This is a genomic window from Microbacterium sp. CBA3102, assembly GCF_007954505.1.
Lineage (GTDB): Bacteria > Actinomycetota > Actinomycetes > Actinomycetales > Microbacteriaceae > Microbacterium > Microbacterium aurugineum.
Map to the genome: position 1 here is coordinate 457783 of NZ_CP042412.1, position 22695 is coordinate 480477.

General features: G+C 68.1%; 20 protein-coding genes. 10 read left to right on the forward strand and 10 right to left on the reverse strand.

Translation table 11 applies throughout. From position 1 onward, the window contains the following. Positions 1-30 precede the first annotated feature (30 nt). Genes mmsB through FGL91_RS02345 form a run of 3 tightly spaced genes read right to left on the reverse strand, consistent with a single transcriptional unit; the run spans position 31 to position 3662 of the window. On the reverse strand, positions 31-918 hold the full coding sequence (mmsB, locus tag FGL91_RS02335; protein ID WP_153242953.1) for a 3-hydroxyisobutyrate dehydrogenase: 888 nt from the start codon (positions 916-918) through the stop codon (positions 31-33). Next, positions 915-2120 (reverse strand): acyl-CoA dehydrogenase family protein, encoded by a 1206-nt coding sequence (locus FGL91_RS02340; protein WP_153242954.1) that lies wholly within the window; start codon positions 2118-2120, stop codon positions 915-917. Before FGL91_RS02340 ends, mmsB begins: the two co-directional genes overlap by 4 nt. Before the next feature lie 39 nt (positions 2121-2159). After that, positions 2160-3662: a CoA-acylating methylmalonate-semialdehyde dehydrogenase gene (locus FGL91_RS02345; protein ID WP_131493969.1), complete on the reverse strand. Its 1503-nt coding sequence runs from the start codon at positions 3660-3662 to the stop codon at positions 2160-2162. 406 nt (positions 3663-4068) lie between these two features. On the opposite strand from FGL91_RS02345, the gene FGL91_RS02350 reads away from it, so the two are divergent. After that, the gene (locus FGL91_RS02350) at positions 4069-4653 is read left to right on the forward strand and encodes an antibiotic biosynthesis monooxygenase (protein ID WP_134352303.1); all 585 of its coding nucleotides are present in this window, start codon (positions 4069-4071) and stop codon (positions 4651-4653) included. 58 nt (positions 4654-4711) lie between these two features. Here the strand turns inward: FGL91_RS02350 and FGL91_RS02355 are convergent, their stop codons facing one another. Beyond that, complete coding sequence (locus tag FGL91_RS02355; RefSeq protein ID WP_153242955.1) at positions 4712-6223, reverse strand: alpha-N-arabinofuranosidase; 1512 nt, start codon at positions 6221-6223, stop codon at positions 4712-4714. Positions 6224-6551: 328 nt separating this feature from the next. Between FGL91_RS02355 and FGL91_RS02360 the strand changes: the two genes are divergently transcribed. The 4 genes from FGL91_RS02360 to FGL91_RS02375 all read left to right on the forward strand — a co-directional run bounded on the left by FGL91_RS02360 (position 6552) and on the right by FGL91_RS02375 (position 10877). Then, on the forward strand, positions 6552-7451 hold the full coding sequence (locus FGL91_RS02360) for a carbohydrate ABC transporter permease (RefSeq protein ID WP_153242956.1): 900 nt from the start codon (positions 6552-6554) through the stop codon (positions 7449-7451). Continuing rightward, positions 7448-8329 (forward strand): carbohydrate ABC transporter permease, encoded by an 882-nt coding sequence (locus tag FGL91_RS02365; protein ID WP_131493961.1) that lies wholly within the window; start codon positions 7448-7450, stop codon positions 8327-8329. The genes FGL91_RS02360 and FGL91_RS02365 overlap by 4 nt, the downstream gene beginning before the upstream one ends. 43 nt (positions 8330-8372) lie before the next feature. Continuing rightward, entirely contained in the window at positions 8373-9713 is a 1341-nt protein-coding gene (locus FGL91_RS02370; protein WP_227991811.1) for an ABC transporter substrate-binding protein, read from the forward strand. A 114-nt stretch (positions 9714-9827) separates the two neighbouring features. After that, the gene (locus FGL91_RS02375; RefSeq protein WP_153242957.1) at positions 9828-10877 is read left to right on the forward strand and encodes a LacI family DNA-binding transcriptional regulator; all 1050 of its coding nucleotides are present in this window, start codon (positions 9828-9830) and stop codon (positions 10875-10877) included. 37 nt (positions 10878-10914) lie between these two features. Here the strand turns inward: FGL91_RS02375 and FGL91_RS02380 are convergent, their stop codons facing one another. From FGL91_RS02380 to FGL91_RS02400, 5 genes are all read right to left on the reverse strand, one after another. Beyond that, a complete protein-coding gene (locus FGL91_RS02380; RefSeq protein ID WP_047521627.1) occupies positions 10915-12048 on the reverse strand; it encodes a bifunctional 2-methylcitrate synthase/citrate synthase in 1134 nt (377 codons plus the stop codon). 2 nt (positions 12049-12050) lie between these two features. Beyond that, on the reverse strand, positions 12051-12953 hold the full coding sequence (gene prpB / locus FGL91_RS02385) for a methylisocitrate lyase (protein ID WP_153242958.1): 903 nt from the start codon (positions 12951-12953) through the stop codon (positions 12051-12053). A gap of 115 nt (positions 12954-13068) precedes the next feature. Next, positions 13069-14595 carry an MmgE/PrpD family protein gene (locus tag FGL91_RS02390; RefSeq protein WP_153242959.1) on the reverse strand — a complete coding sequence of 509 codons (1527 nt, stop codon included), beginning with the start codon at positions 14593-14595 and terminating at the stop codon, positions 13069-13071. Then, positions 14592-15278, reverse strand: a complete 687-nt coding sequence (locus FGL91_RS02395; protein ID WP_047521621.1) for a GntR family transcriptional regulator — start codon at positions 15276-15278, stop codon at positions 14592-14594. The genes FGL91_RS02390 and FGL91_RS02395 overlap by 4 nt, the downstream gene beginning before the upstream one ends. Before the next feature lie 81 nt (positions 15279-15359). Continuing rightward, positions 15360-16325 carry an EamA family transporter gene (locus tag FGL91_RS02400; protein WP_153242960.1) on the reverse strand — a complete coding sequence of 322 codons (966 nt, stop codon included), beginning with the start codon at positions 16323-16325 and terminating at the stop codon, positions 15360-15362. 186 nt (positions 16326-16511) lie between these two features. Here FGL91_RS02400 and FGL91_RS02405 point away from each other — a divergent pair, with 186 nt between their 5' ends. Genes FGL91_RS02405 through FGL91_RS02425 form a run of 5 tightly spaced genes read left to right on the forward strand, consistent with a single transcriptional unit; the run spans position 16512 to position 21491 of the window. Next, positions 16512-17087, forward strand: coding sequence for a glucose-6-phosphate isomerase family protein (locus FGL91_RS02405; protein WP_153242961.1), 576 nt, complete (start codon positions 16512-16514; stop codon positions 17085-17087). A gap of 9 nt (positions 17088-17096) precedes the next feature. Further along, positions 17097-18587, forward strand: a complete 1491-nt coding sequence (xylB, locus tag FGL91_RS02410; RefSeq protein ID WP_153242962.1) for a xylulokinase — start codon at positions 17097-17099, stop codon at positions 18585-18587. Further along, on the forward strand, positions 18563-19558 hold the full coding sequence (locus tag FGL91_RS02415) for a phosphoglycerate dehydrogenase (RefSeq protein ID WP_153242963.1): 996 nt from the start codon (positions 18563-18565) through the stop codon (positions 19556-19558). The genes xylB and FGL91_RS02415 overlap by 25 nt, the downstream gene beginning before the upstream one ends. Beyond that, entirely contained in the window at positions 19555-20520 is a 966-nt protein-coding gene (locus FGL91_RS02420; protein ID WP_131493946.1) for a shikimate dehydrogenase, read from the forward strand. Before FGL91_RS02415 ends, FGL91_RS02420 begins: the two co-directional genes overlap by 4 nt. After that, entirely contained in the window at positions 20520-21491 is a 972-nt protein-coding gene (locus FGL91_RS02425; RefSeq protein WP_153242964.1) for a phosphotriesterase family protein, read from the forward strand. The genes FGL91_RS02420 and FGL91_RS02425 overlap by 1 nt, the downstream gene beginning before the upstream one ends. Positions 21492-21663: 172 nt before the next feature. On the opposite strand, the gene FGL91_RS02430 is transcribed toward FGL91_RS02425, so the two are convergent. After that, positions 21664-22665 (reverse strand): ABC transporter substrate-binding protein, encoded by a 1002-nt coding sequence (locus tag FGL91_RS02430; RefSeq protein ID WP_134352317.1) that lies wholly within the window; start codon positions 22663-22665, stop codon positions 21664-21666. Positions 22666-22695: the final 30 nt, after the last annotated feature.

The following is a 22695-nucleotide window of genomic DNA, read 5'->3' on the forward strand; positions in this document are numbered from 1 at the left end:
GGAACCAGTTGCGCGATTCGAACGCAGTGCTCACACGCGATCGTCGCGAATATCCGTGATGATGCCCGAGAAGTCCCGCGTCGCACCGTCACCGGCGGCGAAGGCGGCATAGAGCTCCTGCGCCAGACGGCCCATCTTGGCGTCGGTCGATGTCTGTTCGATCGCCTGCAGCGCGAGGCCGAGGTCCTTCGCCATCAGCGCCCCGGCGAAGCCCGGCTGATAGTCCCGGTTGGCCGGACTCGTGGGAACCGGGCCGGGAACGGGGCAGTTCGTCGTGATCGACCAGCACTGGCCGGATGCCTGCGACACGACGTCGAACAGCGCTTGGTGCTCGAGGCCCAGTCGCTCCCCCAGCACGAACGCCTCGGCCACCGCGATCTGCGAGACCGCGAGCACCATGTTGTTGCAGACCTTCGCCGCCTGGCCCAGCCCGGGCCCGCCGCAGTGCACGATGCGCTTGCCCATGACCTCCAGCAGCGGCAGCGCTGCGGCGAAGTCCTCGTCCGAGCCACCGACCATGAAGGCGAGCGTGCCGTTCTCGGCACCCACCACACCTCCCGAGACCGGGGCATCGATGTTGCGGTGCCCCGCGGCGAGCGCGAGCGCGTGGGCCGCTCTCGCCTCATCGACGGCGATCGTGGACGACTCGATGAAGAGAGTACCCGGACGCGCAGCGGCGAGCAGTTCGGTGCGATACGCCTCGATCACGTGCTTTCCGGCAGGGAACATCGTGATGACGACGTCCGCTTCGGCCACCGCATCCGCTCCACTCGCCGCAACCGGGATCCCCGCCGCCTGCGCCGTCTCGACGGCGGCGGGCACCAGGTCGAAGCCGTGCACCTCATGACCGGCGGCGACGAGGTTCCTGGCCATGGGGAGGCCCATGTGCCCGAGACCGAGGAAGGCTACGCGAGTCATGACCCGCTCCGCATCTGGTCTCCGCCGCCGCGCTGGAGGGAGGCGGAACCCGCAGGTCGCAGCATCTCGCGACCGACGATGAGCCGCATGATCTCGTTGGTCCCTTCCAGGATCTGATGCACGCGCAGGTCACGGACCACCTTCTCGATGCCGTAGTCCTGCAGATACCCGTAGCCGCCGTGGAGCTGCAGTGCCCGGTTCGCGACGTCGAATCCTGCATCGGTCGCGAAGCGCTTGGCCATCGCACAGCGCATCGTCGCGTCGGGTGCATGCTCATCGACCGCCTGCGCGCCGTCGCGCACCATGAGGCGTGCGGCGTGCAGGTCGGTGCGCATGTCGGCGATCGCGAACAGGATCGCCTGCTTCTCGGCGAGCGGCTCTCCGAAGGCCATCCGCTCGTGCACGTACTGCACGGCCTTGTCGAGCGCCCATTGCGCGCCGCCCAGCGAACAGGCCGCGATGTTGAGCCGACCTCCGTTGAGGGCCGACATCGCGATGGCGAACCCACGCCCTTCGTCGCCGAGCATGGCGGAGGCCGGAACCCGCACGCCGTCGAGGATCACCTGGCGGGTCGGCTGCGCATGCCAGCCCATCTTCTTCTCCGGCGCCCCGAAGCTCAACGCCTCGGCGTCGCCCGGCACCAGGAACGCGCTGATCCCCCGCGCGCCCGGCTCTCCGGTACGTGCCATGACGACGTAGACGGCGGCCTCGCCCGCGCCCGAGATGAACTGCTTGACGCCGGTGAGTACGAAGTCGTCGCCGTCTCGGACCGCGCTCGTCGCGATGTTCGCGGCGTCCGATCCCGCACCCGGCTCCGTCAGGCAGTACCCGCCGAACTCGGCCATAGAGGTGAGCGCCGGCAGCCACTGCCCACGCTGCGCATCGTCGCCGTACGTGTCGATCATCCACACGACCATGTTGTGGATGGAGATGTAGGCCGCGACCGCAGGATCGCCCTTCGCGAGCTCCTCGAAGATCGCGACGGTGTCGAGGCGGCTGAGGCCGGTGCCGCCGAACTCCTCGTCCACGTAGATGCCGCCGAGGCCGAGCTCACCGGCACGGTTCAGCGATTCGCGGGGGAACAGGTGCTTCTCGTCGCGCTCCGCGGCGTGCGGGGCGAGCTCGGTCTCCGCGAACTCGCGGACGGCGCCGATGATCGCCTCGCGCTCTTCGGCTGTGGTGGTGACGGTGGTCATGGTCATCATGGTTCCTTGTGGGAGTTTCGTGCCGGACGGTACGGATCAGTGCATGGTGGGGATGACGAAGCTGGCGCCGTCACGGATGCCCGCCGCAGGCCAGCGGCTCGTCACCGTCTTGGTCTTCGTGTAGAACCGGAAGGCGTCGGTGCCGTGCTGGTTGAGGTCGCCGAACCCGCTGCGCTTCCAGCCGCCGAACGTGTAGTACGCGATCGGCACCGGGATCGGCACGTTCACGCCGACCATCCCGACCTCGACGCGGGCGGCGAAGTCGCGTGCGGCGTCACCGTCGCGCGTGAAGATCGCGACGCCGTTGCCGTACTCGTGCTCCGAGGCCATGCGCAGCGCCTCTTCGTAGTCGGCAGCACGGGCGATCACGAGCACCGGGCCGAAGATCTCTTCCCGATAGATCGCCATCTCGGTCGTGACGTGGTCGAACAGGGTCGGTCCGAGGTAGAACCCCTCTTCGTGACCGGGAACGGTGAAGCCGCGGCCGTCGGCGAGGAGGGTCGCTCCTTCGTCGACGCCCTGCTGGATGTACCCCTCGACCCGTTCCACCGCTGCGCGGGTGACCAGCGGCCCGTAGTCGACGTCCGCCGCGAGAGAGGGCCCGACCCGCAGCTGGGCGACCCGTTCGGTGAGTTTGGCGGCGAGGGCGTCGGCCGTCTCCTGTCCGACCGGAACGGCCACCGAGATCGCCATGCAGCGCTCTCCGGCCGAACCGTAGCCCGCACCGATGAGCGCATCCACCGCCTGGTCGAGGTCGGCGTCCGGCATCACGATCATGTGGTTCTTGGCTCCGCCGAAGCACTGCGCCCGCTTGCCGTGAGCCGTCGCGGTGCCATAGATGTACTCGGCGATCGGTGTGGACCCGACGAACCCGACGGCCCGGATGCGGTCATCGGTGAGCAGCGCGTCGACCGCCTCCTTGTCACCGTGCACGACGTTGAGCACCCCGGCGGGAAGTCCCGCTTCGAGGAAGAGCTCGGCGAGGCGCACCGGCACCGAGGGATCGCGCTCGCTGGGCTTGAGCACGACGGCGTTCCCCGCCGCGAGCGCGGGCCCCGCTTTCCACAGGGGGATCATGGCGGGGAAGTTGAAAGGGGTGATCGCGGCGACCACGCCCAGGGGCTGCCGCATCGAGTAGACGTCGATTCCGGTCCCCGCGCCCGTGGAGTACTCACCCTTGAGCAGGTGCGGAGCCCCGGCGGAGAACTCGATGACTTCGAGACCGCGCTGGATGTCGCCCTTGGCATCGTCGACCGTCTTGCCGTGTTCGCTCGCGAGGAGCTCGGCGAGCGGCGTCATCTCGCGCTGCACCAGGTCGAGGAAGCGCAGCAGCACCCGCGCACGCTTCTGCGGGTTGGTCGCGGCCCAGGCGACCTGGGCCTCCTCGGCGTTGGCGATCACCCGGCGGACCTCCTCGGCCGACGCCAGCGGCACCCGCGCCTGCACGGCACCGGTGCTCGGATCGAACACATCGGCGAAGCGACCGGAGTCGGGAGTGAGAAGCGATCCGCCTACGAAGTGGGCGATGGTACGAGTCATTGTGTGACATCCCTCCGTGCCGACATTGGCACATTGAGGAGTTTACTCTGGCCTCCGGAGATTTACTAGGACATCCTAGCATTTTCTCCCGCGTGGGTCTTCTCATCCGTCGGGGTTGTTCGCACCGCGTTCACCGGCCGGCCATCTCCCCCGGGTACAACTGCAGATGCGCGGACAGAGACTCAGACCGGATCGGGTGTCACGTCTACCGCGCGCACGGTGAGCACTCTCGCTCCCGTCGCGGCTCCCACGCCGCGAGACCCCCGCCGAATCGGGTCGGCGGGGGTCCTCTTCGTGGAGGCGGCATCCCTGGGGCGTTCGACCTAGAATCGACCGTGCGCTGCCACCCCTTGCGCATCCGCTTCGACGCCCCGACCCCGGGCGTCCGTTCTCCGAGGACCGCATCATGTCCGAGCCCGTCACCGTGTCCATCCGCCGCGAGGTCGACCCCGGCCGCATCACCGAGGCGACCGCCTGGGTGCAGACGGGGGTGAACCTCGCGACGAAGTATCCGGGCTTCCTCGGCTCCGGCTGGGTGCGCGCCGGCGAGGACTCGCAGGTGTGGCACATGCTCTACCGCTTCGCGAGCGAGGAGTCGCTGGTCGCGTGGGAGCAGTCGGCCGAACGCACCTGGTGGCTGTCGATGGGCGAGGGCTTCGTGCGGAGCGAGCGTTCGAAACGGCGTACCGGCATCGAGGGCTGGTTCGACGAGCCGACCACCGGGACCATCACGCTCCCGTCCTCCGAGGGCGGCACCGCCACGGTCACCGTCGCGCCCGCGCCTCCGCGGTGGAAGCAGGCGACCTCGATCTGGCTGGGCTTCTTCCCGGTCAACCTGGCCTTCACCTACGCCCTGAGTCCCGTTCCCGGCTGGGACGGTCTCCCGATCTGGCTGAGGGTGCTCGTCACGACTCTCGTCCTCACCCCGATCATGGCGTACTGGGTGCTGCCCTTCGTGACGCGGTCCCTGCGGAGCTGGCTCACACGCTGACGAGACCCCTGCGCACTCGGAACGCGATCACCCCGTCTCGGACGTCGGGCCGGCGAGCTCAGCCCAGAGCGATGGCGGACCAGGACACGGGCGGCAGAGTCACCGTGAGCAGTCCTCCTTCGAGGGCGACCGTGTCGTTGTCGCGGACGGTGACGCGCTCCGGGTCGGCGAGCGTGTTCACGGCGTACACGTCGTCATCGCTCAGGGTGTGGGCCTCGCACACCCCGACGTCGCCGAGTCCAGCGATGTCCACGGTGACCGTGATCGCCTCCGTCGTGCTCCGATTCACCAGGAAGACGGCAGAGCGCCCGGTCTCGGACTCGTGCGTCGCCACCGCGTCGACGAGTGGCACTTCGCCATACAGCGCGGTGCGGTAGGAGGGCGCGTCGAGCTTGAGCTCGAGCGCGTCCCCCTGGGCCAGGCGCGACGTGATCGAGAAGGGGTAGAACGTGGTCTGCCTCCACGCGGGCCCGCCCGGCTCGGTCATGATGGGCGCGATCACATTCACCAACTGCGCCAGCGATGCGCTCGTGACCCGATCGGCATGCTTGATCAGCGAGATGAGGAGGTTGCCGAAGACGACCGCGTCGACGACCGAGTACACGTTCTCCAGCAGACGCGGAGCGATCGGCCAGTTGTCGATGCCGGAGATCTTGTCCACGTCGCGGAACCGGTCGAGGTACCAGACGTTCCACTCGTCGAAGGAGAGATCGATCTTCTTCGTGCTGCCCCGTACGGCCCCGACGTGATCAGCCGTCGCCACCACCGACTCGATGAAGCGATCCATATCGACGGCGGACGCGAGGAACGAGTCGAGGTCTCCGTCCTTCTCCTCGTAGTAGGCGTGGCAGGAGATGTAGTCGACGTCGTCGTAGGTGTGCCCGAGCACGACGCGCTCCCATTCACCGAACGTGGGCATGTGCCGGCTCGATGACCCGCAGACGACGAGCGTGACATCGGGGTCCATCTGTCGCATGGCCTTGGCCGCCTGCGAGGCGACCTTGCCGTAGTCGTCCGCAGAGCGATGGCCGAGCTGCCACGGACCGTCCATCTCGTTGCCCAGGCACCACATCTCGACACCGAACGGCTCGTCACGCCCGTTCTCTCGACGCCGCTCACTCAACGCCGTCCCTCCTCGGATGTTCGCGTACTCGAGAAGATCCAGTGCCTCCAGCGTCCCCCGGGTGCCGAGGTTGACCGCCATCATGAGGTCGCTGCCCACCTTGTCGAGCCACGAGGCGAACTCATGGAGCCCGACCTCGTTCGTCTCGGTCGAGTGCCAGGCGAGGTCGAGGCGCCGGGGCCGCTGTTCACGAGGGCCGACCGAGTCTTCCCATCGGAACCCCGAAACGAAGTTGCCGCCGGGATAGCGGATGGTCGAGACGCCGAGTTCTCGGACGAGGTCGATGACATCACGGCGGAACCCCTCCGCATCCGCGGCCTCATGACCGGGTTCATAGATTCCGTCGTAGACGTGGCGGCCGAGATGTTCGACGAAGCCGCCGAACAGTCGACGCTGAATGCGCCCGGTCACGAAGTGCGGGTCGATGGTCAGATGGGCCGATGGCATGGGTGCTCTTCCGAGTGAGGACGTGTGCGTCACCAATATACAACGTTGTAAATCTGTCGGCAGGAGCATAACCTGTTCAGCGAAGACAGGTGGAGGCGGAGCAAACGACCCCGTTCATGGAGCGTCGACATCTCCGCGCCACCCGAAGCTCCGGCGAGAAACGCCACCCAGGCATGAGTTCGAGGAAGAAAGCTGCCATGACTGATCGAGAACCAGCGCGACGCCCCCACGGCCTCACGAGGACGCATCACCGACATGGTGACGCGGCGCACTGTCAGCCTGTTTACATCGTTGTGAATTCTGGAACGCTGAGAAGGGGTCGCGGCGCATGAAGAAACTGCTCGACAACCAGCGTCTCGCTCCCTACCTGTTCATCCTGCCCTTCGTGCTCACGGTGCTCGTGTTCTGGCTGGTTCCCGTCGGCCGATCGGTGACGATGAGCTTCCAGGAGGTGCTCTACGGTCAGGCCACGTTCATCGGTACGGAGAACTACGAGCGGCTCTGGCGCGACCAGGTGTTCTGGAAGGCCATGTTCAACAGCATCCGCTACATGCTCCTCACCCTGGTCATCCTCGTCCCGATCCCGATGGTGCTGGCGGCGATCATCAACTCCCGACTGGGCAGCAGCCGCATCAAGGACTTCTTCAAGTCCTCGCTCTTCATCCCCGCGCTGACGTCCGTCGTGGTCGCCGGCATCATCTTCCGACTGATGTTCTCCGAGACCGACTCGGGTCTGATGAACCAGGTCGTCGAGTTCTTCGGCTTCGGGCCCGTCCGCTGGCTGCGCGAAGACCTCACCGGTCTCGCGGCACTGCTCCTCCTGGCGCTGTGGAGATGGGCCGGCGTGAACACGATGTACTTCCTCGCCGGCATGCAGGCGATCCCGACCGAGTACTACGAGGCGGCGTCGATCGACGGTGCGAGCAAGGTCCAGCAGTTCTTCAACGTCACCCTGCCGGGGCTGAAGCCCACCATCGTCTACGTCACCACGATCAGCGTGTACGGCGGTCTGGCCATGTTCCTCGAGAGCTTCATGCTCTACGCCGGCAACAACTCACCGAACAACCAGGGCCTGACGATCGTCGGCTACCTCTATCGCAAGGGCATCCAGGACAATGACCTCGGCTTCGCCTCCGCCGTGGGCGTCGTGCTCCTCGTGCTGGTCCTCGCGATCAATCTCACTCAGCTCATCGCCACGGGCACGTTGAAGAAGGAGTCGGCTCGATGATGTACCAGACCTCCGCGACGCCGCCTGCCGCCCGCACACGACCACGGATGTCGCGTCGCACGGCGGGGCTGATACAGAGCGGCTTCCTGATCCTCATCGCTCTCGTCTCGCTCGTCCCGGTGCTCGCGATCGTCTTCGGAACCTTTCAGGACGGCAACGACGTCATCCGCAACGGGATCTCGTTCTCGACCGACTGGTCGACACTGAGCTTCGACAACTACGTGATGCTCTTCACCGATTCCGGCCTGTACTTCCAATGGTTCTGGAACAGTCTCGTGCTCACGGTCGTGCAATTGGTGGGCACTCTCCTCGTGAGCTCGTTCGTCGCCTACGGGTTCGCGATGTACGAGTTCCGCGGCAAGAGCCTCGGCTTCATCCTCGTGATCATCCTCATGACGATCCCGTTCGAGATGCTCATGCTGCCGCTGTACGTCCAGGTGAACGACATGCGCGCCACGGACCAGTACTGGATCGTCGTCCTCCCGTTCCTCGCCCAGGCGGTCACGATCTTCTTCTTCCGGCAGTACTTCCTCGGCATCCCGAAGGAGATCCTCGAGGCCGGTCGCATGGACGGAGTGTCGGAGTTCGGCATCTTCTTCCGTCTGGTGGCACCGATCGCCAAACCGGCGTTCGCGGCGATGGCGATCCTCAACAGCATGATCATCTGGAACAACTTCCTCTGGCCGCTGCTGGTTCTGCGCTCGCCGGACAAGTTCATCCTGCCCATCGGCCTGAACACGCTGCTCACGCCGTACGGCAACAACTACGAGCTGCTGATCATCGGCTCGTTCTTCTCCCTGATCCCCCTCCTCATCCTCTTCCTCGCGTTCCAACGGTTCTTCGTGCAGGGCATGACCGCCGGTGCGGTCAAGGGCTGACACCGAACCTTCCTCTCCCCGTATCCCCCACACAGTCAGGAGTATGACCATGCGATTCCGAAGGATTCTGACCGCGGCGACCGTGGCAGCAGTGACGGTCGGCGCTCTGTCCGCCTGCGCGAGCGGCACCCCGCAGGACGACGGCGCGAACGCCGACGGCACCACCACACTGGACATGTGGGTCTTCGCCGAGCTCCACGGCCAGGTCTACGAGCAGATGGCCGAGAGCTGGAACAAGGAGAACCCCGACAAGGCCATCGACCTGAACATCACCGTCTACCCCTACCAGGACATGCACGACAAGCTCCTGCTCGCCGTGAACTCCGGGGAGGGCCTCCCCGACCTGGCCGACATCGAGGTCGGTAAATTCGCGAATTTCGTCAAGGGCGACAACCCGCCGTTGGCGGATCTGACGGAGGTCGCCGCGCCCTACACCGACGACATCGTGCAGGCCCGGCTCGACCTCTACAGCAGGAACGGCAAGATCTACGGCTTCCCGACCCACGTCGGCGCCTTCGTGAGCTTCTACAACACCGAACTCCTCGAGAGCGCCGGGATCGACTACACGACGATCGAGACCTGGGACGACTTCGCCGCCGCCGGCACCGAGTACTCCGCGGCGACCGGGAAGGCGTTCGGCGTCGCCAGCACGAGCATCTTCTTCACCGAGCCGCTCGCGATCGCACAGAACGGCGGTCAGCTCTTCACCGAGGACGGGCGGGGGGACGTCGACGTGAACAGCCCCGAGGTCGTCGACACGATGGAGATGTTCCAGGACATGAAGGAGTCGGGAGCGATCTCGACGATCCCCGGTGGCAGCCCGGACAGCGAGGAGGCCTTCGGCGCCATCAACGACGGCGACTACGCCGCCGTCGTCTACCCCGCGTGGTACACCTCGCGTTTCGTCGACTACATGCCGGATCTCGCGGGGAAGATCGCGATCGCTCCCGCTCCGCAGATCGAGGGCTCCGAGGTGCTGACCATCGGCGGCGGTGGCACCGGCACCGCCGTGATGGCCGGCAGCGGGAAGAAGGAGATCGCCAGCGAGTTCGCGGCCTACAGCAAGCTGTCGCTGGAAGCGAACGTGAAGGTGTGGGAGGAGCTGGGCTTTGATCCCGTGAACATGTCGGTCTGGGAAGACGAGAAGGTCACGAAGAACCCGGACAACAAGTTCAACCAGTACTTCCAGACGAACCTGTTCGACGTGCTGAACTCGGTGAAGGACGGGATCGGTCACTTCGAGTCGTTCTCCAACCCGTCCCTCCCCACGGTCGACAACCAGTTCCGCACGGTCACGCTCAACGAGATCTACGAGAACGGCACGCCCGCGGAGGAGGCTCTCGATCAGGCGCAGACCGACCTTCAGAACGAGCTCGGTCAGTAGCAGCCGACGATTCGGGTGCGGGCGGGAGAGCATTCCTCTCCCGCCCGCACTCTGCGCACGACGTTAGAGTGAGGGGAGCGCGCTGGCGTGACACACGGCGATTGGTGAGGCCCGATGGATCCGACGATGCACGACGTCGCGCGCCTCGCCGGAGTCTCCATCAAGACCGTCTCGAACGTCATCAACGACTATCCGCATGTGAGCGCGCAGACCCGCGAACGTGTGCAGACGGCCATCGATGAACTGGGCTACCGGCCGAATCTGTCGGCACGCGGCCTTCGCTCCGGCCGCACGGGTGTCATCGGCCTCGCCGTTCCCGCTCTGAGCGAGAACTACTTCGCCGAGCTGGCGGATGCGGTCATCCGTGCCGCCGACGACCGGGGGCTCGGTGTCGTCGTCGAGCAGACCAGCGGCGACAGGGACCGCGAACTGCAGGTGATCACCGGAGGGCGTCTGCGTCTCACCGACGGACTGCTGTTCAGCCCCGTGGCACTGGGCCAGCCCGATGCCGATGCTCTGGACACGGGCTTCCCCCTCGTCCTCCTCGGTGAGCGCATCTTCGACGGCCCGACAGACCACGTCGCCATGCACAACACCTCCGCAGCCAGAGCTGCGGTGGAGCATCTCCTCGACATCGGGCGCCGGCGCATCGCCCTCGTCGGCGCAGAAGAGGAAGAGACGCCTGGCACCAGCTCGGCGAAGCTGCGACTCGCCGGCTATCGGGAGGCGTTCCTCGAGGCCGGCTTCGAGGTCGACCCACGGCTCATCCGCACGAGCGCGCACTGGAGTCGCAGCGGAGGTCTCCTGGCGATCCGCGAGCTGATCAGCGAAGGGGTGGCGTTCGACGGGGTCTTCGCCCTCAACGACGCCCTCGGTCTGGGGGCGCTCCGCGCGCTGGGCGAGGCGGGGTTGCGCGTCCCCGAGGACGTCGCGGTGATCGGGTTCGACGACATCGACGAGGCCAAGTTCTCGATCCCCTCCATGTCCAGCGTCGACGCCGGGCGCACACAGATCGCGGTGGCAGCCGTGGACCTGCTCATCGAGCGCATCGAGGAGAAGGGCGGTCGTCGCTCGCCGCGCACGGTGAAGCCGGGGTTCCGCATCGTCAGACGCGAGTCGACGGGCTTCCCCGGGCGCACCGCTCACCCCGATCCCGCCCTGTGACCGTCGCCCTCTGAGCTCGAATCGCGGGCGGGGGCTCTCAGCCCTCGACGTGGCGCTCGTCCGGGCCGTCGTAGTGCGACAGCGGACGGATCAGCGCGTTCGATCCCGCCTGCTCGATCACGTGCGCGGTCCAGCCCGTCACTCGCGCCGCGACGAACAGCGGCGTGAAGGTGAGCGTGTCGAAACCGATCAGGTTGTAGGCAGGGCCCGACGGATAGTCGAGGTTCGGATAGATGCCCTTGCGCGCCACGAACTCCGACTCGAGGGTGTCGTACAGCTCGGCCACGTCGGCGCGATCGTAGTGCTCCACGAGGGTGTCGAGCGCCGCCTTCATGGTCGGCACCCGGGAATCACCCTTCTTGTAGACCCGATGCCCGAAGCCCATGATCTTGCGCTTCTCGGCGAGTGCCTTGTCGAGCCACGGCACGACATTGTCTGCGGTGCCGATGTCGTCGAAGATGTGCAGGACCGCTTCGTTGGCGCCACCGTGCAGCGGGCCCTTGAGCGCGCCGATGGCTCCGACGACCGCGGAGTAGATGTCGCTCAGGGTCGAGGTGATCACGCGTGCGGTGAACGTCGAGGCGTTGAAGGAGTGCTCCGCGTACAGGATCATCGAGCGATTGAACGCATCCACGACGACGTCATCCGCTTCCTCGCCGAACGTCATCCAGAGGAAGTTCGCGGAGTAGTCGAGGTCGTCTCGGGGGGCGATGAGCTCCTGGCCACGACGACGACGCTGCCCGTAGGCGACGATCGCCGGGAGCGCGGCGAAGAGGCGGATGCTGCGCTCGAGGTTCTGCTCCGGGCTGCCCCCGGCGTCGAGCACCGAGCCGCCGGCGCCCGGGTCGGAAGCACCGATCAGGCTCACCGCGGTGCGCACCTCGTCCATCGGGTGCGCGTCGAGCGGGACCAGGTCGATCGCGGCCTTGACGTTGTCGGCGAGCGCGCGGTGTCTGCGCTCCTCCACGCGGAACGCCGCCAGCTCCTCGGGCGTCGGCAGTTCGCCGTTCCAGAGCAGGTATGCGACCGCTTCGAACGGCTGCGTGTCCGCGAGCTCCTGCACCGGATAGCCGCGGTACAGCAGACTGTTCGTCTCGGGGTTGACCTTCGAGATCGCGGTCGTGTCGACGACGACCCCCGCGAGGCCCTTCTTGATGTCCGGCTCGGTCATGGTCACTCCTTCGTGATGGTGAAGTTGAAGACACCGGAGTCGAAATGGTTGTACGACTCGTAGTCGATCAGGTCGTAGAGATCGGCGCGGTGCTGCATCTCGCCGATCTTCGAGGTCAGGTGCCCCTCTTCGTTCAGCGTATCGAGCGCACGGCCCGCGGCCCCCATCGAGATGCGCAGCAGCGACACCGGCCAGATGACGAGGTTGACCCCGGCGTCGCGCAGCTGATCCACGGAGAACAGCTCGCTCTTGCCGAACTCGGTCATGTTCGCGAGGATCGGCACGTCGAGTGCCTCGGCCATCGCCTCGAACTCCGCGAGCGTGCGCATCGCCTCCGGGAACACCGCGTCGGCGCCCGCATCCACCAGTGCCTTGGCGCGGTCGATCGCCGCGTCCAGCCCTTCCACCGCCCGGATGTCGGTGCGCGCCATGAGGAGGAAGTTCTCGTCGCGACGGGCGTCGGCGGCGGCACGGATGCGCTTGATCGCCGTGTCCTCGTCGACCACGGATTTGCCGTCGAGGTGACCGCAGCGCTTCGGGTTGATCTGGTCCTCGATGTGCGTGCCCGCGAGGCCCGCATCCTCGAGCTCCTGGATCGTGCGGGCGACGTTCATCGGTTCGCCGAAGCCGGTGTCGGCATCGACGATCGCGGGGAGGTCGGTCATGCGGGCGATCTGCTTCGCCCGACCGGCGACCTCGGTGAGCGTGGTGAGGCCGATGTCGGGGAGACCCAGATCGGCCGAGAGCACGGCGCCGGAGATGTAGACGCCGTCGAAGCCCTTCTGCTCGATCAGGCGTGCGCTCAGCGGGTTGAACGCACCGGGGAAGCGGAGCAGCTCCCCGCTCGCGAGCCGCTCGCGGAACAGGCGCCGCTTCTCCGACGGGGTGACGGTCGAGTACAGCATCAGCGCTCCTCGGTGAGGTGTTCGCAACTCAGGAAGGATGTGCGTGAACGGGCCGAGCGGGCGGGCGTGCATGCCATTCGCCCCCCATTCTCCTGAGTTGTGAACGGCGTGGACATCAGAACAGCCCCTTCGGGGCGCCGGCGTTCTCGAGCACTCCCGGCTTCGCGACGATCGACAGCTCGCCGACCTCCGCTGCGGTCAGCTCGGGCAGACGCTGGACGAGGTCAAGGAACCGCTCGATCTCGGCCGGCTCGAGCACGGGTTCCGCCAGCAGACGGAACTTGGCGATGTAGTTCTCCCGGGCGAACGGACGCGCTCCGAGGGGGTGGGCGTCCGCCACGGCGATCTCGTCCACCACGGTCGACCCGTCGGTGAGGCGGATCTCGACGCGACCGCCGAACGCCTTCTCATCCGGGTCCTCGGAGTGATAGCGGCGCGTCCACTCGGCGTCCTCGGCGGTGGTGATCTTGTGCCAGAGCGCGACCGTGTCGGCGCGGCCCGCGCGCTCGGGGGCGTAGGAGTCGACGTGGTGCCAGCCACCGTCCTGCAGCGCCACCGCGAAGATGTAGGGCACCGAGTGGTCGAGCGTCTCGCGCGAGGCGGTCGGGTCGTACTTCTGCGGGTCGTTGGCGCCGGAGCCGATCACGTGGTGGGTGTGGTGGCTCGTGTGGATGACGATCTGATCGATGTTGGCGGGGTCACGCAGCGCCGGGTTCTCGATCCCGAGCTTGCGGGCGAGGTCGATGAGCGCCTGCGCCTGGTACTCGGCCGAGTGCTCCTTCGTGTACGAGTCGAGGATCGCGCGCTTGGGCTCACCCGCGGCAGGCAGCGGCACGTCGTACGCGGCATCCTTGCCGTCGAGCATCCAGGCGATCACACCGTCCTCACCTTCGTAGATCGGGGCGGGGCTGGTCTGCCCCCGCATCGCCCGGTCGACCGCTTCGACGGCCAACTTGCCCGCGAAGGCCGGGGCGTGCGCCTTCCAGGTCGAGATCTCGCCCTTGCGGCTCTGGCGGGTGGCGGTCGTGGTGTGCAGTCCCTGCCCGACGGCCTGATAGATGGTCTCGACGTCAAGGCCGAGCAGGGTTCCGATGCCGGCGGCGGCGGACGGGCCGAGGTGGGCGACGTGGTCGATCTTGTGCTTGTGCAGGCAGATCGCTCGTACCAGATCCATCTGGATCTCATACCCGGTGGCGATACCGCGCACGAGGGCGCGGCCGTCCTTGCCGGTGTGCTGGGCGACCGCGAGGATCGGCGGGATGTTGTCGCCGGGGTGCGAGTACTCCGCCGCGAGGAACGTGTCGTGGTAGTCCAGCTCGCGCACGGCCACGCCGTTCGCCCAGGCGGCCCACTCGGGGCTGGTGCGGTGGTCGAGGGCGGCACCGAAGAGGTTCGCACCGACGCCGCCCGTCGAGACGGGATGGCTGAACGCCTGCGCCCTGGCCGCGTTGATCGGCGCGCGGGTCAGGGAGGCCGCGGCGACGGAGGCGTTGTCGATGATGCGGTTGATGATCATGTCGACGACATCCTGCTCGACCTCGACCGGGTCGGCGGCGACCTCGGCGATCCTCCAGGCGAGCTGATCCTCACGGGCGAGGTTCTCGTCGCTGCGGTGCACACGGACGTGGTGGGTGACGGTCATGAGAGTCCTTCGGTCGTGGGAGGGGACGAGACGTCTTCGGGGAGGGAGTCGAGGATGCCGGTGAGCGCGTTGTGCAGGTGCACGTGCGTCGCGTGGGCCGCGAGGTCTCCGTCGCGGGCGGCGAGCGCCGCGGCGATGGTGCGGTGCTCCCCCGCGGAGGCGGCGAGCCGGGCGGGGTTGTCCCGCGCCATCCGACGAACCCGCACGAGGTGGGTGCGCACCGTGCGCAGCGCCGACGCGATGTAGTCGTTCGCCACAGCGGCGTCGAGGGCGGCGTCGAAGCGGGCTATCAGCGCATAGTAGGCGTCGCGGCCGGCGACGGCGTCGAGGTCGACGTGGGCGAACTCGTCGGCGAGCGCGGCGAACAGGGAGGCATCGCCCCGGGTGGCGGCGAGGCGTGCCGAGCTCTCCTCGAGCGCACGGCGGATCTCGAAGAGCGAGCGGATGTCGTCGGCGTCGAGATCGGCGACGACCGTGACCCGCGGTGACTGCTGGACGACGAGGCCGTCGGCGGCGAGCCTGCGCAGCGCTTCGCGCATGGGCGTGCGACTCACGCCCAGGCGCTCCGCCTGCTCGACCTCGCCGAGCACGAAACCTGCCGCGAGCGCGCCGGACTGGATGTCATCGAGCAGCGCCGCATACGCACGGTCACCGGCCGAGGTGCGCTCCACGGGAAGGGTCATGCCCTCAGTGTATACATAAAGCGGCTCTGGCGGGCCGATGATCTCGCTGGACTCGTTTCCGGTATACATTCCCCGCGAGGGCTACGGCACCGGTTCGACGAACTCCTGGGCGACCGGCTCCCCCAACTTGACCACGACGACGCCGGCGAGCACGAGCACCCCACCCAGCGCCTGCAGCAGATCGGGGAGCTGCCCGAGGAGCAGCCAGCCGAACAGAAGAGCCGCCACGACCTCGGCGAGCGCGACGAAGGACGCGAGCCGCGACCCCAGCATCCGCGTCGACGCGATCCCGAGCAGGTACGCGAGGGCGGTCGCGACGACACCCATCGCCAGCACCGGGACGAACCACGGCACACTGCCGAACCGGTACGCGATGTCGTCGGTGGTCCACCGGATCGGCAGCACGCCGATGGCCCCGGCGGCGGTGAGCCCGAGCGCACCGAGCAGCAGACCGCTGCCGGCGAGCGCGATCGGCGGCAGCCCCGTGTCCGCCTTGGCGGACAGCACGAAGTACGTCGCCGCCCCCACCATCGCCCCGAGCGCCCAGAGGATCCCGGCCACGTTCACGTCGGCACCGGTGAGGATGTCGAGCATCAGCACGAGCCCGACGAAGGCGATGGCCGCGCCGATGATGCTCCGACGCGTCGGACGCTCCCCCCTGCGCAGCCAGAGCCACAGCAGCACCGCGACCGGAGCGGTGTACTCGATGAGCAGGGCGATCCCGACATCCATGACGGCGACGGCCTGGAAGTAGAAGAGTTGCGTCGCCGCGACCGCGAGCAGACCGTAGGCGAGGATCATCCCCGCATTGCGCCGCAGCAGCCCCCACCGCCCACGCAGGGAGAGGATCGCGGGGAGGAGCAGCACGAGGGCGGCCACCCAGATGCGAGCGGTGACCGCGGCCCCGGGCGTCCACCCCGCATCGATGAGCCCGCGTGCCCATGCTCCCGACATGCCGAACGCGAAGGCCGCGGCGATCGCGAGTGGCAGCCCGAGGCGCACGTCGCGCGCGGGTGCGACCACCGTATCCGTCCTCACCGTGCCCATGGTCGTTGACGCTACTCGCGACAGCCCCGGGTTTCGAATCGCGTGAACGGTCGCTTCTCCGCCCCGAATCCGACCATTCACGCGATTCGAAAGAAGAGCGACTCTGGACGCGACCTGTCATAACAGGTACAGTGAACCTGTCATTACAGGTTGCGCAACGACGCAGCGCCCGCACGAGGAGCACCGATGCCCGAGTTCCACACCCCGCCGATCTCTCCGATGGCGATCGCGTTCGACGCCGAGAAGCTGACTCTCTCGCCCGAAGGGCCGACCCTCACCCGGCGGATGTCCGACCTCGAGGGGCTTTTCCTCGACGCCGAGGCCTGGGCCGACGCATCCGCCGGCGAGAACCCCGTGGTCTACACGGTGGTGAGCTCCCCCGTTCCCGAGGTCGACCGCGAGCTGCCGCAGTCGATCACGACGATCATGCCCGGCGACACGTCCGGTGAGCTCTGGATGACCAAGGGTCACCAGCACCCGAACCACCAGGGCGAGATCTACCTGGCATTGAAGGGCCGCGGCGGACTGCTCATGTTCGACGGCGAGCGCACCGAGTGGCTGGACATGCTCCCCGGAACGATCGGCTACATCCCGCCGGGCTGGGCACATCGCTCGGTCAACACCGGCGACGAGCCCTACGCCTTCCTCGCGGTCTACCCGGGAGGAGCGGGGCACGACTACGGCTGGGTGCTGGAGCACGGCATGGGCGCACGCGCCTATCGCGCAGCCTCCGGCGTCGACCTGCGCCCCTACGCGGAATAGGCTCCGGCCATGATCATCGCGCACGATCTGGGCACCACCGGCAACAAGGCGTCCCTGCACCACGACGACGGCCGTCTCGTCGCCTCGGTCACCGTCCCCTACCCCGCGCACTTCGCCGCGGGCGGTATCGCCGAGCAGAACCCCTCCGACTGGTGGAACGCGGTCGTCGAGGCGACGCGCGACCTGATCGCCCGCACCGGAACGGCCGCGACCGACATCGCCGGACTCGTGGTGAGCGGCCAGATGATGGGGGCGGTGCTGCTCGACGCCGACGGCGAACCCGCACGCCCGGCGATCATCTGGGCCGACACCAGGTCGGGCGCCCAGCAGCGCGAGCTCGAGGCCGCGATCGGCGCCGAACACGCCTACGGCATCCTGGGCCATCGCCTCAACCCCACCTACTCGGTCGAGAAGATCATGTGGGTGCGCGACAACGAGCCCGACGTGTGGGCGCGCGTGCGCCGGGTGTGCGTCGCGAAGGACTTCATCGTCCTGCGCCTGACCGGGCGCCTGGCCACCGACCGCTCCGACGCCTCCGGCACCAACGCCTACGACCAGGCCGCCGGAACCTGGTCGGACGAGGTCGTGCGCGCCGCACGCCTCGACCCGGCCCTGTTCCCCGAGATCCTCGACTCGACCAGGATCGCCGGCACGCTGACGGATGCAGCCGCGGACGCCCTCGGGCTCCCCGCGAGCGTCCGTGTGGTGATGGGGGGCGGCGATGGTCCGATGGCCGCCGTCGGCTCCGGCGTCGTCGCTCCCGAGGACGGCGCGTACGTGTGCCTGGGCACCTCGTCGTGGATCTCGTTCGCGGCCGATGCCCCGCTGCACGACCCCGCGATGCGCACTTTCACGTTCGACAACGTGGTCCCCGGCTCGTTCGTGCCGACCGCCACCATGCAGGCCGGCGGGGCCTCGGTGCAATGGATCTCGGAGGCCCTCTCCCCCGACCCCGCCCACCCCGAGACCGGGCGGCTGACGGCCGAAGCGTCCGCCGACATCGACACCGACGACCTCTACTTCCTCCCCTACCTCCTCGGCGAGCGCTCCCCGATGTGGGACCCGGACGCCCGCGGCGCCTTCGTCGGCCTCGCCCGCCACCACGGCAGAGCCCACCTCGTGCGGGCGGTGCTGGAGGGTACGGCGTTCAACCTGCTCAGCTGCATCCAGGCCTTCCGTGAGTCCGGGGCCGTGATCGACCGCATCGACGCGGTCGGCGGCGGAGCCCAGAGCGACGTGTACCTCTCGGTGCTGGCGGATGTGTGGGGCGTGCCGGTGCGCCGCCGGACGATCGTGGAGGAGGCGAACAGTCTCGGAGCAGCGGTCACCGCCGCAGTCGGGCTCGGGCTCACGGACTTCTCGGCCGCCCGCGCCCTGAGCGAGGTCACCGCCGAGTTCACGCCGGATGCCGGGCGCCATGCCGTCTACGCCGAGCGGCACGCCCGCTTCGCCGACGCCTACACGGCCCTGGCGCCGTGGTTCGCCGGACGGCCGCGCTGATGGGCGTGATCCTCGTCACCAGCCGCTCCTTCTCGGACGGCGACCTCGACCTGGTGGAACGCGCCGCCCAGGCGGGGCATCGCATCCTCCGCGGTCCGGCGCATCATGACCTCGAGGACTTGCGATCACTCCTGCACGGCGCTGATGCCTGGATCGCGGGCACCGGGGCGATCACGGACGCGCATTTCGCCGCGGCTCCGAAGCTCAAGGTGGTCGCCCGGTACGGCGTCGGCACCGAGTCGGTCGATCTGGGCGCGGCGCGCGATCGCGGCATCCCGGTGACCAACACCCCCGGCGCCAACGCCGACGCGGTCGCGGACCACGCGATCGGGCTCATGCTCGCCGCGCTGCGGTTCATCCCGGACGGCGATCGCCGCGTGCGCACGGGCGATTGGGGCGTGCGGCGCGGACGTGAGCTCGGCGCCGCCACGGTCGGCATCGTCGGCTTCGGGCGCATCGGCCAGGGTGTGGCCGCGCGGCTGAGCGGCTTCGGGCCGCGCGTGCTGGCCGCCGATCCGTTCCTTCCCGACGAGGTCGTGCGGGCCCGGGGTGCAGAACCCGTCTCGCTCGACGACCTGTTCCGCACCGCCGACGTCATCACGCTGCACGCTCCGGGCGGGCAACAGCTCGTCGACGCCGACCGTCTCACCGGCATGCGGCCGGGAACCGTGCTGATCAACACCGCCCGCGGTGACCTGATCGACGAGGCAGCCGTCGCGCAGGCGCTCCGCGACGGAACCCTCGCCGGCTACGCGGCCGACACCCTCGACGGTGACACGGCCGCGCACCACAGCCCTCTGCTCGCCCCGGACCTCGCCGACCGCGTGATCGTCACCCCGCACCTCGGCGCGCAGACCACCCAGGCCGTCGACAACATGGGCGCTCTCTCGCTGGCCGACGTGATCGCGATCCTCGCCGGTGGCGATCCCGCCCATCCCGTCCCCGTCCCGCTCGCCGAGGAGAACCGATGACCACCACCGCCGACACCGTCCACGCCGACGGGGCCTCCACTGCTGCATCCGCCGACTACATGGGTTTCGTCGGGGTGACCACGGCGTCGTCGTCGATCATGAAGGTGTTCCCGCTGTGGGCCGACATCCTGGGTCTCCCGACGCGCACCCTGCTCGGCCACGATCTGCCGATGGACGCCGAGCCGGCACAGTACCGCGCGATGGTCGAGCAGATCCGCGATGACCCGCACCACCGTGGAGCCCTCGTGACCACGCACAAGATGAACGTGTACGCCGCGGCCTCCGACCTGTTCAACGAGTTGGATCCCTTCGCGGTGTCCTGCTCCGAGATCTCCAGCATCTCGAAGCGCGGCCGGGTCCTTTCCGGACGGGCCAAGGATCCGATCACGGTCGACCTCGCGCTGAACGACTTCCTCCCGGCCGATCACTTCACACGTACGGGTGCGGCGGTCGTGATCCTGGGCGCCGGCGGTTCGGGCACCGCACTGAGCTGGGCGCTGGCCGAGCGTGAGGACGCCCCCTCGAAGATCACGGTGACGGCCCGCACACAGGACAAGCTCGACCACCTGCGCGAGGTGCACCGCCAGCACGGCACGCGGGAGGGACTGATCGAGTACGTGGTGACTGCGTCCCCTGCAGAGGCCGATGCCCTGGTGACCGCCGCACCCCCGGGATCCGTCATCGCCAACGCCACCGGGCTCGGCAAGGACCGCCCGGGCTCGCCCCTGAGCGACACGGCGGTGTTCCCCGAAGGCGCGTACGCGTGGGAGTTCAACTACCGCGGCTCGCTCGAGTTCCTGCATCAGGCGCAGGCGCAGGCGGCCGCGCACGGGCTCCACGTCATCGACGGCTGGCGCTACTTCATCCACGGCTGGTCGCAGGTGGTGGCCGACGTGTTCGAGCTCGACCTGACCCCCGAGGTCGTCGAGCGACTCGCCGAGGCCGCGGAGTCGGTGCGCTGATGTCCGTCGTCGTCCGCACGGTGCTCGGTGACATCGCGCCGACGGCGCTCGGACGAGTGAACTACCACGAGCACCTGTTCCAGGTGTCGCCGCTGCTGCCGGGCGATGAGCTCGACGATGAGACCGCGTCGGGCAAAGAAGCGGCACTGCTGCGGGCGAGCGGGTTCGACACGATGGTGGATGCCACACCGTTCGGACTCGCCCGGGACCCGGAGGCTTTGGCACGGATCAGCGCGACGACCGGACTGCACATCGTGGCGACGACCGGCCGTCACCGTGAAGCCCATTACGGCGCGGACCATCCGATGCAGGTGTGGACCGCCGACCGCCTGGCCGCTCTCTTCCTCGCCGACCTCACACGCGGCATGCCCGTGGACGACAGCGAGATCTTCGAGACGCCCGACATCTCCGTCGCACGCACACCGGGCGGTGCTCCCGTGCGCGCAGGGCTGCTCAAAGGGGGCGCCGACTACTGGCGCATCAGTCCGTTCGAGCGCACGACGCTGATCGCCGTGGCCGCAGCGCACCGCGCGACAGGGGCTCCCGTCATGGTGCATCTGGAGTTCGGCACGGCGGCCCATGAGGTGCTCGACCTGCTCTCCGCCGAGGGGGTGCCTGCCCACCGGGTCGTGCTCGCGCACGCCGACCGCGACCCCGACCCCGGGCTGCACGTGTCCCTCGCCGAACGCGGAGCCCACCTCGGCTACGACGGCTTCGCGCGTCCGCGCACCCGCTCCGATGCCGAGCTCCTCGCCCTGACCGTCGCCGTGGTCGAGCGCGGCGCCGGCGACCGGATCGTGCTCGGCGGCGATGTCGCCCGGCGCACTCGGTACATCGCGTACGGCGGCATGCCCGGACTCGCCTACCTCGGCGACCGTTACCTCCCCCGCCTCCGCGAGGCTGTGGGCGAGGACGCCGTGCACCGGATGCTCGTGACCACACCGGCGCAGCTGTTGACCTTCTCCGTCTGACTCCCCTGCTCACCTGTCGGGAGACTGCACGCATGTCGGAAGAATCGCCGGCATCCGCTCCTGCACCCGCGCAACCTCCCGACATCCGTCCCGACACATCTCCGCGGACACGCCGTCCCGACACGAAGAAGCCCCCCGCCCGAAGGCGAGGGGCTTCTTCATGGATGCGGTGTCACTCGTAGAGGACGGCCGCGATCTTCGGGTCTTCGATGTTCGTGCTGTCGTACCAGTACGAACCCGTGTCGTAGAACTTCTCGACCGACTCACCGTTGGCGGCGTCGTACGCGGCCTGCACGACCTGCGCGCCGATGCCGATCGGGTCCTGCGTGATCGCGCCGGCCATGGTGCCGTCCTTGATGGCGTTGATCTGGGCCGCACCGGAGTCGAAGCCGACGATGGTGATCTTGCCCTTCTCGAGGCCGAGCTCGTTCACGGCGTTCACCACACCGATGGCGGAGCCCTCGTTGGTGCCGTAGATGCCCTTGAGGTCGGGGTGGGCCGCGATCAGGGTCTTGGCGATGTCGGCCGACTTGAGGTGGTCGCCGTCACCGTACTGGATGTCGACGATCTCGATGTCGGGGTAGTCCGCCTCGATCTTGTCGACGAAGCCGTCGCGACGCTCGACACCGGTCGAGTTGATCTGCGAGTGGCCGACGATCGCGACCTGTCCTTCGCCGCCGATCAGCTCGGCCATGTGCTCGGCAGCGAGCGCACCGGCGACCTTGCTGTCGGTGGCGGACAGGCTCAGGCCCACGTCGCCGTTGCAGGGGGCGTCGAAGTAGACGACCGGGATGTCCTTCGACTTGGCCTGCTCGAGCGGGGCGACGCACGCCTCGGGGTCGAGGGCGGCGTAGGCGATGGCGTCCGGGTTCTTGTCGATCGCGGCGGTCAGCATCTCGAGCTGCTGCGCGATCTCGGTCTCGGCCGCGGGGCCCTCGAACGTGATCTTCACGCCGAGCTCGTCGGCCTTCTCCTCGGCGCCCTTCTTGACGGCCTGCCAGAACTGGTGCTGGAAGCCCTTCGAGACCATGGCGATGTACATCTCGCCGTCGCCGCTGCCGCCGTCTCCGCCGGAGCCCTCCTCGATCACGTCGCCGCCGCCGGCACAGCCGGCGAACACCAGGGCGGATGCGGCGACCAGCGCTGCGAATGCGGTCTTCTTCCCGAATTTCATGAAAACTCCATTGTTCGTGGGTGGGTGGGT

Coding starts and splice junctions, on each gene's coding strand:
- xylB (WP_153242962.1), top strand. CDS start 17,097: ATGATCATCGCGCACGATCTGGGCACCACCGGCAACAAGGCGTCCCTG.
- FGL91_RS02365 (WP_131493961.1), top strand. CDS start 7,448: ATGATGTACCAGACCTCCGCGACGCCGCCTGCCGCCCGCACACGACCA.
- FGL91_RS02360 (WP_153242956.1), top strand. CDS start 6,552: ATGAAGAAACTGCTCGACAACCAGCGTCTCGCTCCCTACCTGTTCATC.
- FGL91_RS02375 (WP_153242957.1), top strand. CDS start 9,828: ATGGATCCGACGATGCACGACGTCGCGCGCCTCGCCGGAGTCTCCATC.
- prpB (WP_153242958.1), bottom strand. CDS start 12,953: ATGCTGTACTCGACCGTCACCCCGTCGGAGAAGCGGCGCCTGTTCCGC.
- FGL91_RS02420 (WP_131493946.1), top strand. CDS start 19,555: ATGACCACCACCGCCGACACCGTCCACGCCGACGGGGCCTCCACTGCT.
- FGL91_RS02370 (WP_227991811.1), top strand. CDS start 8,373: ATGACCATGCGATTCCGAAGGATTCTGACCGCGGCGACCGTGGCAGCA.
- FGL91_RS02400 (WP_153242960.1), bottom strand. CDS start 16,325: ATGGGCACGGTGAGGACGGATACGGTGGTCGCACCCGCGCGCGACGTG.
- FGL91_RS02340 (WP_153242954.1), bottom strand. CDS start 2,120: ATGACCATGACCACCGTCACCACCACAGCCGAAGAGCGCGAGGCGATC.
- FGL91_RS02395 (WP_047521621.1), bottom strand. CDS start 15,278: ATGACCCTTCCCGTGGAGCGCACCTCGGCCGGTGACCGTGCGTATGCG.
- mmsB (WP_153242953.1), bottom strand. CDS start 918: ATGACTCGCGTAGCCTTCCTCGGTCTCGGGCACATGGGCCTCCCCATG.
- FGL91_RS02380 (WP_047521627.1), bottom strand. CDS start 12,048: ATGACCGAGCCGGACATCAAGAAGGGCCTCGCGGGGGTCGTCGTCGAC.
- FGL91_RS02345 (WP_131493969.1), bottom strand. CDS start 3,662: ATGACTCGTACCATCGCCCACTTCGTAGGCGGATCGCTTCTCACTCCC.
- FGL91_RS02425 (WP_153242964.1), top strand. CDS start 20,520: ATGTCCGTCGTCGTCCGCACGGTGCTCGGTGACATCGCGCCGACGGCG.
- FGL91_RS02355 (WP_153242955.1), bottom strand. CDS start 6,223: ATGCCATCGGCCCATCTGACCATCGACCCGCACTTCGTGACCGGGCGC.
- FGL91_RS02350 (WP_134352303.1), top strand. CDS start 4,069: ATGTCCGAGCCCGTCACCGTGTCCATCCGCCGCGAGGTCGACCCCGGC.
- FGL91_RS02430 (WP_134352317.1), bottom strand. CDS start 22,665: ATGAAATTCGGGAAGAAGACCGCATTCGCAGCGCTGGTCGCCGCATCC.
- FGL91_RS02405 (WP_153242961.1), top strand. CDS start 16,512: ATGCCCGAGTTCCACACCCCGCCGATCTCTCCGATGGCGATCGCGTTC.
- FGL91_RS02390 (WP_153242959.1), bottom strand. CDS start 14,595: ATGACCGTCACCCACCACGTCCGTGTGCACCGCAGCGACGAGAACCTC.